General features: G+C 20.8%; 10 protein-coding genes and 1 pseudogene. 6 read left to right on the top strand and 5 right to left on the bottom strand.

The genetic code is table 11. The features are described 5' to 3' along the window. Positions 1-316: 316 nt before the first annotated feature. Together H7686_RS01455 and H7686_RS01450 are read right to left on the bottom strand one after the other, a co-directional pair. Positions 317-1,600, bottom strand: coding sequence for a hypothetical protein (locus H7686_RS01455; protein WP_193621955.1), 1,284 nt, complete (start codon positions 1,598-1,600; stop codon positions 317-319). A 1,605-nt stretch (positions 1,601-3,205) separates the two neighbouring features. Further along, entirely contained in the window at positions 3,206-4,438 is a 1,233-nt protein-coding gene (locus H7686_RS01450; RefSeq protein WP_193621954.1) for an aminopeptidase P family protein, read from the bottom strand. Positions 4,439-4,720: 282 nt separating this feature from the next. Between H7686_RS01450 and H7686_RS01445 the strand changes: the two genes are divergently transcribed. The 3 genes from H7686_RS01445 (at position 4,721) to H7686_RS01435 (ending at position 7,141) form a co-directional block, all read left to right on the top strand. Then, positions 4,721-5,401, top strand: a complete 681-nt coding sequence (locus H7686_RS01445) for an OTU domain-containing protein (RefSeq protein WP_193621953.1) — start codon at positions 4,721-4,723, stop codon at positions 5,399-5,401. Positions 5,402-5,574: 173 nt separating this feature from the next. Next, positions 5,575-6,003, top strand: coding sequence for a hypothetical protein (locus tag H7686_RS01440; protein WP_193621952.1), 429 nt, complete (start codon positions 5,575-5,577; stop codon positions 6,001-6,003). Positions 6,004-6,193: 190 nt separating this feature from the next. Then, on the top strand, positions 6,194-7,141 hold the full coding sequence (locus H7686_RS01435) for an alpha/beta hydrolase (protein WP_193621951.1): 948 nt from the start codon (positions 6,194-6,196) through the stop codon (positions 7,139-7,141). A gap of 249 nt (positions 7,142-7,390) precedes the next feature. Here H7686_RS01435 and H7686_RS01430 read toward each other — a convergent pair whose 3' ends face one another. Next, complete coding sequence (locus tag H7686_RS01430) at positions 7,391-7,615, bottom strand: hypothetical protein (protein ID WP_193621950.1); 225 nt, start codon at positions 7,613-7,615, stop codon at positions 7,391-7,393. Between the two features lie 299 nt (positions 7,616-7,914). Between H7686_RS01430 and glnS the strand changes: the two genes are divergently transcribed. Then, complete coding sequence (gene glnS / locus H7686_RS01425; RefSeq protein WP_193621949.1) at positions 7,915-9,546, top strand: glutamine--tRNA ligase; 1,632 nt, start codon at positions 7,915-7,917, stop codon at positions 9,544-9,546. A gap of 142 nt (positions 9,547-9,688) precedes the next feature. Here the strand turns inward: glnS and H7686_RS01420 are convergent, their stop codons facing one another. Together H7686_RS01420 and H7686_RS01415 are read right to left on the bottom strand one after the other, a co-directional pair. After that, entirely contained in the window at positions 9,689-10,288 is a 600-nt protein-coding gene (locus H7686_RS01420) for a hypothetical protein (RefSeq protein WP_193621948.1), read from the bottom strand. A gap of 831 nt (positions 10,289-11,119) precedes the next feature. Continuing rightward, a pseudogene (locus H7686_RS01415) lies at positions 11,120-11,592 on the bottom strand (reverse transcriptase domain-containing protein); the annotation flags it as partial. A 3,781-nt stretch (positions 11,593-15,373) separates the two neighbouring features. Here H7686_RS01415 and H7686_RS01410 point away from each other — a divergent pair. Continuing rightward, positions 15,374-15,496 (top strand): type II toxin-antitoxin system antitoxin SocA domain-containing protein, encoded by a 123-nt coding sequence (locus H7686_RS01410; RefSeq protein ID WP_193621964.1) that lies wholly within the window; start codon positions 15,374-15,376, stop codon positions 15,494-15,496. Between the two features lie 516 nt (positions 15,497-16,012). Beyond that, on the top strand, positions 16,013-17,398 hold the full coding sequence (locus H7686_RS01405; RefSeq protein WP_193621947.1) for an ATP-binding protein: 1,386 nt from the start codon (positions 16,013-16,015) through the stop codon (positions 17,396-17,398). Positions 17,399-17,755: the final 357 nt, after the last annotated feature.

Genomic DNA, 17,755 nt, shown 5'->3' with positions numbered 1-17,755 from the left:
TTTAAATTTCATTTAATTATAAATGATCAATTCAAATTCATAAAACTTTTATTTAAGATAAGAATTTAATAAAAAATAGAATAATTTATATCTATTAGAAATGTTAATTTAAAATTTTTAAAATTTTAATTATTTAAATTTAAAAATAAAAATAAAAATAAAACAAAAAATTAATTTATAATTTTAATAATATTAAAATTAAGATATAATATCTAAAAAATAATACGCATACAAATAATAATAAATTGAAAAAATAAAATCAAAAATCAATCTTTTTGATTAAAATAATTTAATTTACCAAAAATTTAATCAAAAATTAATTATTATGATTATCAGATAAATGATAAGGAATTTTAACAATTCCTGAAATAACTATATTAGATAATAAGAAAGGATGATCATTATTATAATCATAATTAATTTCGATACCATTAGGGGTTATTTCTTTTTTTAATCGAGCTGTGTTATCTAAATAAATGTATTCGAAAATATGTTTATTAGGCCATGTTTCTTTTATTAAACAGCCATTAAATTCATCAAATTCTTGAATATAACCGTGAGGAAAAATTATTTTAATAATATGATTAAGTGGATTATTATTTAAATATATAATTTCTGTATCTCGGGTAACTCCTTGGTTATCAGTAATTTTGGTAATTTGATAATTTTTAGTATCATCCATTTCAACTATAGAATTATCTGGTAACTTAATTTTGGTAATTGAATTATTTTCTAATTTTAAATTTGGTTCCGAAGAAGATGCTGTTATGATTATGTTATCTGTTGTTGTCATTTGGATCGGTAATAAATTATTATCATATTTTATAATAGTACCATTAGGTAAAATTTCTTTTTTCAATTTGTAAAAATAATTTTGATTTATTTTTTGCAATTGATATTCTCTAACTGATTTATCATTTAAAATATCTTGATGAATAAAGCATAAATAAAAACCGTAATATTCTCTTTGTTCACCGATTGGAAAAATAATTTTTTGTATTGTTCGGGTTTTGGGATTGTATTCACGAATATATTCATTAGAAATTTCTTGAATAATATCTTGGTTATAATTATAGTTTCTAGTTATACCATTTAAAAAAGTTTCCTGTATTTTATGATATTTATAAATTTTTTTTGTTTCGTCAGGAAAATTTTCTTGTAATAAGTATTTATCGAATTGATAATCTTTATTTGGTAAATTTATTTTTTTTTTCTTATTATTATAATCATAATAACTAATGATACCATCAGAATTAATTTTACAAAATAAACGTTTTTGTTGATCATATTCTTGAATAGTTCCATCTAGACAAATAATTTTTTTCACATTATCTAAATTATTTAAATCAATATCAATATCTTGAGTTTCATTAACACTATCAATATCATGATTATGATCTTTTTGAATATTTTTATTAGTTTTTTGCTTTAACAATTTACCTGTAATATAATCATATTTTTTAATATTACCTTGTTTATCAATAATTTTAATAATTTTAATAACGTGATCTCCATCGTTAATTGGTATTTTATGGGACATTTTAAAATCTAAATTATCTTTTAATATTGTTAATTTGTTGAAATTATTTTTTTTATTCAAATGAATATAATCGTATACATGAATAAAAACAAATATTAATAACAATATTAATAATAATAAATAAATAAATTTATTGTTTACTAATTTTGGCAGAATTAAAAAACCTTTCTTTTTGGTTAGATATTATTTTATAATGATTAAAAATATAAATTAAATTGATCATACATTGGAAATTATCTTTGGATAATTATAAATGTTATTACAAAAATTTTCAATTTTTCAATAATAATAATTTTATAATTTAAAATAAAAATTAATTTATCACTAATAATATTGTATTCAATATAATATTATTTGAAATATTTATTACCAATCTTTTTTTAATAAGGATAGATTATTTGCGTTTCTTTGACAGCTATCAAATGTTACAAACAGCCCCCGTCCAAACGGTACGAGCAAGTTTCCTAGCACACCATTAATTTTGCCTTGCGGTTCATTAGTTGGTTATTTATTTATTCTTATTGTTCTTATTTTTCTGATATCATGTATTTGTTGGTTGGTTATACTCCGATGATAAACTTTACACAATACTCTTTTTCTTTTATTTATCAATCTTTTGGCGATTCGCGTTGCGAATTGTCCCGATATGATGAATTTGCAGCGGGAACGTTCCGCTTTCAAACAGTCGGCGAGATTCTTACGAACATGGAATATGTATTTATTGATGAATTCTTCTCCCTTTACTAATGTTTCGTCGTGTTTTAGCTTTCCTTCTTTTAACAAATCATATTCATACCCATATTCTTTGGCTATTTTTATGATTCAGTATCAGTATTATTTTCCCTTTTTGAGAAATTCTGAGTGGTTTTCTTATTTAGATCGCTGTTGGTAAGATTTACTTTATTCAGAATTAATAATTTCGATGAGATGGAATGATTTGGAATTTATTTGTACTCATCTTCAGTTTTAATCCTGTTCCAAATATTGAATAATTGGTGAGTTTTATTTATTAGACTATATCAGTTTTTTATTTAATTCCAATAATGAAATAAAATTATTCGCATAAAAAATATCTTCTTCAAAGACTCGATATTATGATTAAGTCATCTACAGATATCTACTATCTTGATAGGATTTCATTTATTCCATATTAAATTTTCATTTAGAATTTCATTCATAAATCGAATGAGTTATTTTATTATTATCGATGTATTGTAAATAAAGATTTGTTAGGAGTTAAAAATAGTTATTACCCTTTGAGGACAAGTAGATAATGGTTTATAATTGATACCATGATATCTACCGTATAGTTTTGAAGATTTTTTCATTTTTGAAGTATTTCTTTCAAGATACCCCGATTAATGATTTCCAAATAACCTTTAATATTGATATTTTTTTAATTTTACTTCCTACCATAACCTATACTTTTAAGAACTACTTTCATTCGTTTTTGTTTCCTTTAAGAAAATATTCTTTATCGCTTGTGTTATTAATGAAAGAACAAAATATTTATGATTATTTGCCATAAATATAATAATATACGTAAATTAAATAATTTATAATTATAATAACATTGATATTATAACAAATCTCTAATTTAAAACGAATAATTCTAACTTATTTTATCTTTTATAAAAATAATTATTAAATTTAAAATATTTTTATTTATTTTATTAAAGATTCTATTTCTTCAATTTCTTTAGGAATTTTAGCAGATAAATTAATATTTCCTTTTCGTTTGACAACAATATTGTCTTCAATTCTAATCCCTAAATTTAAATGCTTAATATATAAACCTGGTTCAATAGCTATAATGCTATTTTCTCTGATAGGTTCTTCTGCATCTATATCTATTAGATCATGTATATCTAATCCTAAATGATGACTAATACTATGATAAAAATAATTTTCAATTTTTTCTTCAAATCCAAGTTTTTTCATACCTATAGATAGCATTTGCTTTCCATAATAATTTAAATCTTTCATACTATGTCCAGGTTTAACCCAATCAATTAATTCTTTATTAACGTTTAATACTAAATTATAAATTTGATACTGTATAGGTGTAAATTTATTTCTAATAGGAAAACAACGAGTAATATCCGAAGAATAATCATTAATTTTTACCCCTGCATCTATCAAACATAAATCGTTATTATTTAAATAAGAATGATTTTTATGATAATGCAAAATTAAAGCATTCTTTCCTGAAGCGACAATGGTTTCGAAAGCGTTTTGAGCTTTATTCATGCCTAAATAATAATGAAAATTAGCTGCTATTTCAAATTCATATTGACATTTATTTAAATTTTGAAACAAATACATTAAAGATCGATAATGTAGATCGATAGCATTTTTAATAGAGTTAATTTCTTCGTTATTTTTCTGTTGACGTAATTTTAATAAAATCTGAGAACTATTGGCTATTTCAATATTTGGCCAATAATTTAAACATTTATATAATTGTTGATAATTCCAAGAATATTTTAATTCTTTATAATGATTCGGAATATCAAAATAAATTTTGGGAGATAATAATTTTAATTCAGAAATTTTTTTATTAATCCAAAAATTAAAATCTTTTATTTCCAAAATATTAGTAAATGGAATTTCCGAAATATCGGTAATTTGTTCTTGATTTAATTGTTCATTGTTCCATAATTTATTCCTAGGATCAATATCAGGAATAAATAAAAAATTTTGTTTATTTAATAGTGTTTTTATAAAAACTAAAATAATATAAGGTTGTTTAATACCAGTTAAATAATAAAAATTTTTATTAACTTCGAAAGGAAATAATTGATCTCCGCTTTTATATTGGGGATTGCCAGAATAAAATAAAGCTATAGAATTATTAGTTATACAATCAAAAAAATTTTTGCGATTTTTAAAAAACATATATATAATACCTCTAAAAAAATATTTATTTAAAAAACAATTTTTATAAAATAAATAAAATCATCTTGATTTATCAGTTTATTCACTTATAATATTAAACTTTGAATTAATTTATTTATTTTAAGTAGTGATGAAATTTACTTGTGAATTATAAATTATAATATTATTATATTTAATATAATTTGATCTTTTTTAATTAAATTAAAAATATTTTAAAAAAACTTTTTTATTTTGGGATTAAAATTCTAAAATCAAAAAGCGAAAGGTAAAAATAATTAAAAAATGTTTAACATTCAATTGAATTTAAAAATTATTTTATATACATTTTTATTTATACTTCATTTAATTATAATTTGGTTTATTTATTGTTGTTTTACAAATCGTAATCAAAAAACATTGAATTATTATGATTATACTTATACAAAGATAAATAATAATCAATATCTTGAAAATCGTCAACTAGTTGCGAAAATAGCTTATTTAGGATTGGAACAATTTTTTTTAGGTTTAAAAGATAATACTTTTAAAGATACTTATCAGACATTTTTAAAAAGTGAAAAACCGCCATTAGATATGGAAATAATTATAGAAAAAATTTTAAATCAAAAATTAAATACTGCTTATCCTTTTTTGATACAAAGTACTATTGATTTTTTATCTAAAAAAATAAATAAAAGAATATCATTAATTATCGAGATAAAGAATTCTGATCAAACAACTTTTTCATACGATTTCAATTCTTTATTCGAAATAATAGATAGTTCTATTCTGAAATTGGAAATGAAAAATTTTAATAATGTACATTTTTATATTAAAGAATATAACGATACACCTGGAGATGGTTATTGTTTTTTCCATGCCCTTAAATATTTATTAGATGAAAATATACCTAATTGGTTAGATCTAATTGGCGAAGATTTAAAAAAAAGCCCTAGTAAAGTTAATATTAAAAATTACAAATAAAAAAATCCAAATTAATTAAAATTAATAATCTATTAAAGATAATAAACAATATGGTTTATTAAAAGAAATGGTGACAATATGAACAAAAAAAAAACAATTACAATATATTTATTGTAATATTATTGATTTGGTTCTTACTAATTTTAAGTTATTTTATCATATTTTTTTTTCCGATGACGCAAACATCTTTGAAAACGCCGCTTTTAAATATTTCTGATAATTTATCTAAAGAAAATCCTTCAATTTCTTTTAATTTAATTAATGCTATAAAAGATAAAACCTTTTATTATCATTTGTTTGGTAAATTTTCTTATTTATCGGGAACTTCTAAAGCCGCAATGGAAAAACAATTAAGAGACAATTTTTATTTTGAGCCGCAATCTAATGTTGAATATAATAAAAATACTGGAGTCATTAAAATTTTTAATATTAATAAAATATTAAATCATAATATTCTAATAGGAGAAACTTTTTTTTTATTAAATATAGGGTTTTGGAAAATGAGAGAGGTATGGACCTGTACTCTTCAAATTTATTTTATTGCATATAAAGATAATTATAGTAATAATTATCATTATAGAATAAAAGTTAAAAAAAGATGATATTGTTGTTAATAATTTTTTATTTTTATTATTAATAATTAAATTATTTATGATATACAATTAGATTAGTAAATTATAAGATATTTTATTAATTTTGAATCATTATATTTTAATATTAAAATTTTTGATTTTTTATAAAACTTTTTGTTCATTATAGAATTCATTATTCAATAGGAGAAATAATCTGAAAATGTATAATTCCAAAAAAATTTATAATCAAAATTCCAAAAATAATAATTTATTATTGATAAAAATTTTATTTATCATTATAATTTTTTTTATTTTTATTTTTAAAATATTAAATTTTTCTAATTTTCGATTATTAGGATATAATAATGTCAGACTTTTGAATAATTTTAAACAAGCTATTGAACCTCAAATGGCTAAAGCAAATATTATTATTACACATGATATGGGAGAAAGTTCTCAAGAATATGAAAGATTAACTAATTTTTTAAATACTAATAATTTTAATACTTTAAATTATGATTTAATAAATCATGGTCAAAATATACAAAATCCGGATAAAGCAGGAGATATCGAAGATTCTCAAATCTTTATAAATTATTTGCATAATATTGTAATGTTTTTAAAAAGGCAAAATAATTTGAAAATATTTTTATTAGGTCATTCACTAGGCAGCACAATTAATAATTGTTATGTTTATAAATTTCAAGATATAGATGGAGTTATTAATATTGCTACATCTTCAAAAATTTTGAATAAAACTCGAGAAATTTTAGAATCTAATAACATTAATTCAAATACTAAAATTATTATAATGAATAATTATGCTGAGTCCCAAAGATTAACTTTACAACAAGCAGAAATTACTAATAAAATTAATACTGTTACTACTCGTTTCATTTATCATACTATGTTTTTAATGATTACACAATTTCAAGAATATTTAATTAATTATGAATTTAATTATCCAAAACCTATTTTTTTATTGCATGGTCAACAAGATAAAATTATTCCTTTTGAACATAGTCAAGAATTATTTGAATTAATAAAAAGTCCTAATAAACATTTCAAATTATATTATCAAGGTAATCATAATTTATTAAATAATACATTTTATACTTTTGTCTATAAAGATATTTTGGAATGGTTAAGTTATCAAATATCTATATAATTTGAAAAAAAATATAATAAAAATATTAAATTTTCTTAGAATTATGCAATATTTTAGACTTATTATATCTTTCTAAGGCAAATATTATAAAAACGGTTATTCTTAAAATCTTTTAAAATTACTTTTAAATAATATTATCTGAAAAAAAGAGAATTCATAATTTATGACAATTTTTAATAATTAGCCATAAAAAATGAATTCTCTTAAATAATTATAAAAGTATTTTAGAAAGTTAATTTGAGATTATTTTTATATATATTTATTTAATTTTTCATTTTGCGTTTCATTAAAATTATTTTGTGTATTTTTATCTGGATCGAGTTGTCGCCAAGTTTTTCTAATTTCTTCAAGAGAATTATCATAATTCTCTTCGTTTTGTTGTTCACTTTCAATATTGATTTCGTTTCTGATTGTGAATAAAATAATAACAATTATTGTTAATAAAATAATGCGATTAATTAATTTAATAAACATTTAAATTTGCTCCTGAAAAAAATAATATTTTTTAAAAAAAACATTTATTCTAGTATACTAAAAATATCTTAAAAAAATTTAATATAAATTTGAAATTTATTTTTATATATGGAAATAATTATTTTTTCCAAAAATTAATTATAAAATATAATTTTTTTTATATTTTAATTTTGTTATAAAAAATATTTTATATGTGACTAAGATTATATATATCGCTCTTTAAAAGGTATTAGAGAAATAATTTTCAAAAATTTATTATATTTTTGTCAAAGCAAAAAAAGGAGAATTAAAAATATTTTATGATAATATCTAACTTTATCAAAACTATTATGGAACAAGATTTAAAACAAAATAAAATATCCGAAATTATTACTCGTTTTCCGCCAGAACCAAACGGTTTTTTACATTTAGGTCATGCTCGGGCAATTATCATTAATTTTGAATTAGCTAAATATTTTCAAGGAAAAACTTATTTAAGATATGATGATACTAACCCTATACGTGAAAAAGCTGTTTATATTGAAAATATAGAAAAAGACGTAAATTGGTTAGGGTATAAACCAGATAAAATTTTTTTTACTTCGGATTATTTTGAAATAATCTATCAAAAAGCTATTTTATTAATCAAAAAAAATAAAGCTTTTGTAGATGATTTAAATGCAGAAGAATTAAAACAAACAAGAGAACTTCAACAATGTTCTCCTTTTCGTGAACGTACTATTTCAGAGAATTTAGAATTATTTCATCAAATGGCTCAAGGTAAATTTAAAATAGGCCAAAAAGTGTTAAGAGCGAAAATTGATATGTCTAATCCTAATTTTAATTTACGTGATCCAGTTTTATATAGAATTTTAAATGCTAAAACTTTAAAACAAAAACACCATTATATTTATCCAACTTATGATTTTGCTCATCCCTTAGCTGATGCTATAGAAAAAATTACTCATTCTTTATGTTCTTTAGAATTTGAAGATCATCGTCCACTTTATGATTGGATCATCAAAGAAACTGAAATGATTAATATTCCAAAACAAATTGAATTTGGTAGATTAAATATTGTTGGCACATGTTTAAGCAAAAGAATTCTTAAATCTTTAGTAGATTATAATTTAGTAAGAGGTTGGGATGATCCGCGCATGCCTACTTTAATAGGATTGCGCAATCGCGGATTCACACCTTCGGCGATTAAGAATTTTATTTTAGAAGCAGGTCTTTCTAAAATAAATAGTAATATTGACAAAAGTATGTTAGATGCTTGTTTAAGAAGTGATTTACAATTAAAAACTAAAACTATTATTGCTATTATAAAACCTTTAAAAATAACGATTACTAATTATCCCGAAAATAAAATAGAATCTCGCGAAATTTCTTATTATAAAAATAGTGAAAAAACCAAAAGAAAAGTTTTTTTTTCACGTCAAATATATATAGAACGTAGCGATTTTCAAATAAATAAACCTAATCAAGATTTTAAAAGATTATTTTTATACGGAGAAGTTAGATTATTATATTTTTATTTTATTAAAGCATATAAAATAATAACGAATAATTTCGGAGAAATTACAGAAATTTTAGCTACCTACGATCCGATGACCAAAAGTGGTAGCGGTTTTAACCAACGAAAACCTAACGGCACTATTCATTTTTTAACTATAGAACAATCTTCAGAAGCAACTTTTAATTTCTATTATGATTTATTATTAAAAGATAATAATCAAGAGAATCATCAAAAGTCTAAAGAAATAAAATATTTATTTAATTTTAACTCTTGGGAACAATATAAAGGTTTTATAGAAAGCAATTTAGATTGTAAAAATAATTTAGAAAAATTCCAATTCATTAGACATGGTTTTTTTAATTTAGAATATCGAAAAAACCAAATAAGAAACTTTAATGAAATCGTAGCTTTAAAAAATAATAAAAAATATTAGATTTAATCGGAAATAATTAAACAAATACTATTATTTAAAAAAAAATCTCAGAATATTATGTGAACTTGATTAAAGTTTTTTTATATTCTGAGATATTATTTATTTGATAAGAATATTTCAATTAAGCAATAACACCAAATAATTATCTAGTTGGACTGAAAATTGAAATGTTCCACGCTAATATACCTGGCGCTTGGGTGACAAATTTATAAAACATTCCCCAATCATAACTCAATATTAATTCAGCTGCAGCTTCGAAGATGTATCGCGAACAAATAGATAAAAGTTGATTATTTAAAATTGCTTCTTTTAAATTAGGATTTGTTACTGAATAAGATTGATTTGCTTTTATTTTTGATTCTATAATATTTTTAAATGCTTGACTCATATCATTAAGTTCCTTAATATCTGAAGGATCTTCATAAAAACATTCGTTTACACCTGATAATTGGTCTAAAGCAGTAAAACAAGTTTGTTTTTCTAAATCTGGATCCGGTTCTCCGTTTAAATTAGACTTATTATTGTCCAAAATGTGTCGTAATAATTCTAATTTTTGTTGATCGCTAAGATTTAGAGTATCTTTATGAAATGAAGCTAACGATTTAGAAACTGATTCATCATTTTGCGAATGAGCTAATAAAACATTATTGTTACTAATAATAATATAATTTAATAAAAATAATAATGATAATATAATGCTAACTGGGAAAAATCTTAGTTTTTGAATTTTATTATTTTTCAAAATATTTTTATCCCCCTATAATATTTTTATTATTTAAATAAATCTATAGTAACAACATAGGTGATTACCAATATTATAACATATTTTATTTGTAATAATTTTAAAAATTATAAATTAAATTTTAACTTTTGTTGAAACTGATTTATTTTAATATTTACTAATTTAAATTTAATTATTTTTAATTTATTTTTATTTAATTATTTTTTAATTAAATTTAAATGGATAATTATTTTCATTATAGAAAAAGGTTTTATTACTTCTTTAACTTTAAAAAATGTAAATAATTAATTTAAATATTTAATATTATTAGTGCTTATTCCTTTTATCATTTGGTTAGAATTATTTTTAACATTTAAAAAATTTTTAGGAACATTAGTAGATATATATTTTTTTAAATTTCGAGGACTTTCGTTTGGGAACGAGGATTTAATTTTTTTAGATTTTGTAACTTTAACGTCAGACCTTACTGATAATATTAAGACTAAAATGGTAACAATTAAGACCAATATAATTATAATTTTATTTAAAAATGATATTTTAACGTATTCTTTTTTCATTTTATAATTTTCTCTATTAACTTCAATTAATTCTAATAAATAAATTTCATTTTAATGATAAGATTTGTATTTCTATCGCTTATTACAATTAATTCCCATAAGAACCTGTGCAAATCAGTTTTCTGACGCACATTTTTACACAATTCTAATAAATTACTAACTATTTTCACCTTGTAAATGTTGTTAATCTTCTCTTCTCTTGGTAAGGCGATTTAATAACTGCTTTGAGGATGCTCCAAGTTATTCTAAAATAAGAATCTCATAATTGATCTATATCAAAGTAACCTTTTAAGTCAATTTTGACAAGGTAATCAATTCCTTGAAATCTTTGTTTGACACGTTTGATAGCGTCATGACCAGATTTTTTGGTTCTAAATCCCATGCTCCATTCTGAAAAAATATTTTCAAAATAGGGAGTTAAGAGTTGTTCCAGGCATTTTTGTATTAGCCGATCTTTGATGGTCGGTAAGCCCAAGTGTTTGGTTTGCCCGTTATCCTTAGGAATAAGAATTATTTTAACCGGTTTTGGGTTGTAATCATTGTTTACGTATTCTTGATGGTATCTTTTTAGTTTTTCTAAAATTAATACCATTAATGTTTTCATTGTCAATTCCAGGAGTACCCGCGCACTTTGTTAGCGGCAATTTTATTAAAGGCTGTTAACGTGTTATAGAAATTATTCATTCCTTGTTGCAGCTCTCTTTTTAAAGAGTAACCTTTTGCTGAACGATGTTGAATTCTATTCAATGTTCGTGAAAGTTTAGTTTATATTGGAACAATTGTTGATATCATTTATCAACCTCTTTCTCGATGCCATTTTGAATAAATAGTAAATTACTTTCTTCTTTCGTCCTATAAGAGTGATTAACTCTCTTCTGGATAAGCCGATTAACTAAATTATTCCAAATTTAGGTTTACTCTTACAACTACTAAAAAGATTCTTTATCCTTGACCATCCGGACTTTCATTTCCAGATTAGTAAACTTAATTACTTAGTTTTAGGATTCTCCAAGTTACAATAAATTTCGACCTTAATTCCTTAGGGGAAGTATCCTCTTTAGGAGGCTGATTCCAGGTTTTTCTGATAAACTACTCAATACTCGTACCTCATATTAGTAGGATCTGGACTGTTCGTTTCAGCAACTTTCGAAACAGGTTTAGATATTACATCAATTTTCCTTCTTAGGCCATTTCAGGCTTCTCCATGGAATTATTTGGTGGCGTTATCTTCTTGACTAATTTGCTTTCGTCGCAACCCGCTTTTATGGTCTGCTGTAATCCGATATTATTTCGTTTGTCGAACCGACCATCTCCTTTCAGGGTTTATTGGCCCTGGTTATTGGTTAGATAGCACGAAATTTAGGAGTCTTTGGCGCCCCTCTTGTAAATATCATTTTTCATTGACATTTTAAAAAAAATTTTTTATATTTTGATTAAAAGCAATTATTATAATTCATTTCCAAAAGTTTTTAATGTGTAATTAATTTTTATTTATTTTTTTGAAAAATAATTTTTACATTAACCAAAAATATATTATATCAAAATTAATAATTTTAATTTTATTATTTTATTACATTTATAATCAAAATTAGCTTTTTTTTGAATAAAATAAACAAAAATCTAAAAAAATTAAACCTCAATTTAAACTAAATTAAAAAAATAAAATATTATTTTTTATTCAAAAATGATATATTTTATGGATTTTTGTGATTATTATAAAAAATCGATAAAAGTAACAAAAAAGTTTAAAATTAATTCATTTCTAGTAAAGACTATATATTAAACAAAAAGAAAATATTTCCGATGTTAATTTAAAAATAAATCTAGTTATTACCAAAAGTAGTTCTTTATCAATGTCCTGATTTATCGAAAATGATGTTACCTTGACTCAAAATTTAGTAAAAAACTTTAACCATGACGCAAATTTTAACACTTTTAAAAATTAAATTAATTAAATAGCATCAATTACACAATAAAAATAAAAATTTTATTTTTTAATTATTAAATCAAAAAAACGCCCTAAAAAAAGCATAATTATTATTTTTTTTAGGTTTTAAAAAATATTCATTATATTCATAACAAAAATACATAATCTTCACAAATTCTTTTTTTTAAATTTTTCAAATATTCTGCTACTATTTTTTCTTTGTCTTTAAAATTAAATCTATTTATGTGACTAAATGATTCAATATAACGACTTTGGTTATGAATTTTTTTACTATTTTCGTCGTTAATTTTATAATTTTTTTTTAGAATGATTGATGTGAAATTCTAAATGATAACAAGCAATGTTAAGCAAAATATCATAACCAGTATCAGAATTTGGTATTATAATAATCAAAAAATTATCATTAAATTTTGTTTTTGATTTTTTTTACCATTTTTTAAATTAATCCATTTATGAATGTTTTCTAAAGTTTCTTTAAATTTATTTTTTTAAAATCCATTTACTAACAAAACAATGGAAGCATAAAGAAAACGATGATTCATTCTATGTGATACTTGTTTATAAACAAATTCTAAATCTTCTTGATTATAATAATGTTTAGTTTCAATAATATAATCATAATCAACAAATACATCGACTTTACCATTACCTTTTATGGATTCTATTAGTTTTTTTACCTATGTTTTTAAAATTATCTACAATATAATAATTAATAAAATCTTCAGAAAATTTAATTTCGTAAAAAAACTTTTAAAAAATGACCATTACTTTTAAAATTTTTCATAATTTTATCTAATAATTGAATTATTTCGAAATATTTTTCTCTTTTTATCGACATAAATTTTTTAGATTAATCTTGTTTATTTTTAAAGAAATTGGATAAAATAGATGGTTTAATAATACATTATGTGTATAATTTATGAGGATCATAAGTTGTTTTCCATGGGAATTCGTTATGAGTCTTTTTTACTAAGTTGATCGGCATTTAGCTTACCAAAATCATCAAAAACTTGTTCTAAAATCTCTTGTTTTAAATTTTCAGCATAAACAAAAGAAATAATAGGACAATACGGCCACGCTTCGTTAGCATCTTGAAATATCTTGAAATAAAACCTTGTTGTATTTATCTAAATAATAATCTTGTGCATAATAAAGTAATTTTTGAATTTTGGTTTTATTTATTTTTTTATCTTTATTTATAAAAAAAACTGGGCAACGTTAAAAAAGTTGATTTTATTTTCTGAATTTACCATAATTAACTCTTTTTAAAACTACTTTAAATATTAGAAGTATAACATTTTTATTTTAAAATTACAATCTTTTTGTTTATATAATATTTCTTCTATATCTTCGGTAATATTTTTTGTTTTTTATTTTATTTTATGGATAAAATGATTTATTATATTTTTTCAGTTAAATTTTTATTATTGATTCTTTAAGATATTAATAATTATAAAGAGAATAGTAAAAATTTTATAAAATTATTAAAATTCCTTAAATAAGAAAATAAATAGAATAATATTAAAATTAATGGTATTCTAAAAAATAATATTGACCGTCTCTTTTTTATTATCTTTTTAAAATAAATATGAAGTTTTAAAATAAAATATTCTTTTAAATTATATTTAAATAAGATTTGTGAGTTTATAAAATCTATTTGTTTATCGCAACTTTCAAATATATACTCATATATTTTATCTAATATATCGATAAAATCAAATATATTAAATATTTTTTTTATTTTGTTGTTAATATTTACGTTATTATTATTTTTTCTTCTTTTTTTAAATTGTCAATAATATTATCAATCATTACAATAATGAAACCATTATTAAAATTGATTTGATTTTTATAGTTTTATATCTGAAAAAAAAGATTTATAAAATCAATTAATTGTTTTTTATTAAAGTGTACTACTCTTAAATAAACTTTTTGATAAAAATAAAAAAATTTTTTATTATTGCGATTAATCAAATTATTATTTACTTTTGATGTTTTTTGAAAATAAATTATTTTAGTTTTTAATTTATCTAATGTATTAATTTTCGATTTTATCCTGAATTTTAAAATTTTTAAAAATAAAAAAATTTACATACTTTATATATATTATTTCTTTATTTATATATATTATTTTTTTAATAATTTTATATACAAAAGAAAATAATAAAAATATAACTCTAAAAGTAATAATAATTAAAAATATACTTAACGTTAGTAAAAAAAGTGTGTGTACAATTAAACGAAATTTTAAAAAATAATATTAAATATTATACATAAAAACTCTTTTCTATATATACAAATTATATTTTTAAAATTGTAACACAAAAGATAAAAAAATCATAAAAAATCAAAAAAACTTTTTAAAAAGGTACAAAAAATGTTTCATTTTTTAATTTTTTGTTCAAAAAACAAAAAAGATTTAATATTATTTAAAAAAGAAGGAGGCAGTTAAATAATGTTTAAATTAAAAAAACAGTTCTTAGTCAATAAAGAAACAACAAATAAAACCAATATTTAACCAATATTTATGATATTGGAAAATATCTTTTATAAAATTGCCCTCAAAAATACGGTTCTGGAATTACCCAATTACAAAAATTATTATATTATGCCCAAGTTGAATTATTAATCGATTATCATCGACCTTTATTTGAAGAAGAAATCCAATCTTGGAATTTAGAACCTGTTATCCATACTGTTTAATTATTCAAAAAGAGAAATTGTCATAAAAGTACCATTTTTGTTGTGTAGGGATATATTTATATTCGGGATGTAGTTAGTATCAAAAAATAAAATAATTTGCCAAAAAGTTATCAGTCATTTAATAAAATATTTTTTTAAACAGAGATCTTTAAAGGTCTCTTTTTTATTTAATAAATTAACTTTTTAATTAGTTAATACGAATAGATCCTGTGCGTTTTAACAATGAAAATACCAATCCCATTATTTAGATATAATTAATCTATCACTATACACTTCATTAGTTCTTTTTTGTCTAATTTAATAATAATGCTTGTTTAAACAAGACGAAAAGATAATAATAATGTATAAATCATAATATTTTTCTTGAGTTAAAAGTTGTGTTAAATAATTTAATTGAACCAAAATATTTTAATATCTTTATTAAATTAAAAATATAAAAAATAAATACTATACTAAAAATGATATAATGTGTAATATAAGATAGTTTCTTTACAAACAGTTATGGAGGGTTATTTTTTGTTTATTGGTCGACAAAAAGAATTAAAAATTTTAAAAGAAAAAATAAATTCTAATCATTTTGAATTTGGTTTAATTTATGGACGCAGAAGAATAGGAAAAACTAGATTATTAAAAGAAATTAATAAACATTTTTCTTCTATATATTTTGTAGCCGACGAAACAGGTTTAGATATTAATTTGCAAAGATTAAGTCAAGAGATTTCCTTTTATTTTCAAGAACCTATTACTTTTAGTAATTACGAAAATCTTTTTATATATTTAGCTAAAAAAAGTCAAAATCAAAAAATTATTCTTATGATTGATGAATTTTCTTATTTATTAAAAAATAATACAGATATTTTATCTATTTTACAAAATATTATTGATAAATATTTACAAAACTCTAATATCAAATTAATTTTATCAGGTAGTCATATAGGAATTTTAGAAGATATATTTGCGTATCATAAACCTCTTTATGGTAGAAAAACTTTTCAAATTAAATTAAAAACTTTTGATTATGCAGAAGCTAATTTGTTTTATCCTCAAGCTAGTTTAGAAGATAAAATTATTTTTTATAGTATTTTTGGTGGATTACCTTTTTATCTTCAAAAAATAGATGATACCAAAAGTGTTAAAGATAATGTTATTAATTTAATTTTAGAAGATGGAGCTATTTTTGAAGATGAAATAAATTTTTTTTTAACTCAGGAAGTTCGTAATATTAAAAATTACAGTAGAATTTTAAATTCAATATCATTAGGAAACACTCAATTAAGTAATATTACTTCTAAAAGCGGCATTCAACACACTGGTACTACTTCGAAATACCTTGATATTTTACAAAATTTAGATATAGTAGGTAAAGAAATTTGTTTTGGTAAAAAAAACCAAAAAAAAACTCTTTATTTTATTAAAGATCAGTTTTTTCATTTTTCCTTTTATTTTTTAGAAAAAAATAAATCTCAAAAAATTATAATGAATAAAAATAATTTTTACGAAACTGTAATTCAAAAAGATTTAGATAAATATGTTTCTTTGGAATTTGAGAAAATTTGTCAATCATTTTTAATAAAAAAAAATAAAATGAACATCGAAGAAATAGGTCGTTATTGGGGAAACGAAAAAGAAATAAATAATCCCAAAAATAATGTTAATTTAGAAATAGATATTATTCTTAAAACCAATAAAAATGTATCTATTTTCGAATGTAAATGGTCTAATCAAAAAATAAATATGCCACAATTCAAACAATTAAATATCAAAAAAGAATATATAAAAAAAATATTTTCTTATCCAAATATTATTTTGGGTTTTTTTTCTAAAAAAGGATATCAACAAGAAATCATTCAAAACCAAAAAGATATTTTTTTATATAATTTAGAGGATTTATATTCTCTTTAAAATTATTCACTGATATTACTGTGTTTCAAAATACACCACCAAAGAATTTATTGTTCGTCAATTCTAAATACCAATAACTTAATTAAGTAATAAATATAATTACTTTATTTATTAATCAAAGATATTAAATGATATTTAACCAAAAAGTTAGATTTATTTTATTTTTTTAAAAATTTGAACTGTTCCGTTTTTTTAGACAACTTTTGATTTAAAAATTATGCTTGAAGACTAAAAAATAAGTTCATAATTTCCTATCTTTTCAAACCAAAGAAATATTTTATGAAATTAAAAAAAGTGTCTAAACTTTTTTTGATAATTCTTTTGTTTCAAAAGATATTTTTTTTATATTTTATCATC

Origin of the sequence: Candidatus Phytoplasma asiaticum, assembly GCF_015100165.3 — a bacterium.
GTDB classification, from domain to species: domain Bacteria; phylum Bacillota_I; class Bacilli_A; order Acholeplasmatales; family Acholeplasmataceae; genus Phytoplasma; species Phytoplasma citri.
Note: the sequence above shows the minus strand (reverse complement) of the source record. Positions and strands in the feature narration are given on the sequence as shown.

Bases quoted from the DNA above. Each gene is read 5' to 3' on its own strand.
- H7686_RS01450 (WP_193621954.1), bottom strand. From the start codon at position 4,438: ATGTTTTTTAAAAATCGCAAAAATTTTTTTGATTGTATAACTAATAAT.
- H7686_RS01445 (WP_193621953.1), top strand. From the start codon at position 4,721: ATGTTTAACATTCAATTGAATTTAAAAATTATTTTATATACATTTTTA.
- H7686_RS01440 (WP_193621952.1), top strand. From the start codon at position 5,575: ATGACGCAAACATCTTTGAAAACGCCGCTTTTAAATATTTCTGATAAT.
- H7686_RS01435 (WP_193621951.1), top strand. From the start codon at position 6,194: ATGTATAATTCCAAAAAAATTTATAATCAAAATTCCAAAAATAATAAT.
- H7686_RS01430 (WP_193621950.1), bottom strand. From the start codon at position 7,615: ATGTTTATTAAATTAATTAATCGCATTATTTTATTAACAATAATTGTT.
- glnS (WP_193621949.1), top strand. From the start codon at position 7,915: ATGATAATATCTAACTTTATCAAAACTATTATGGAACAAGATTTAAAA.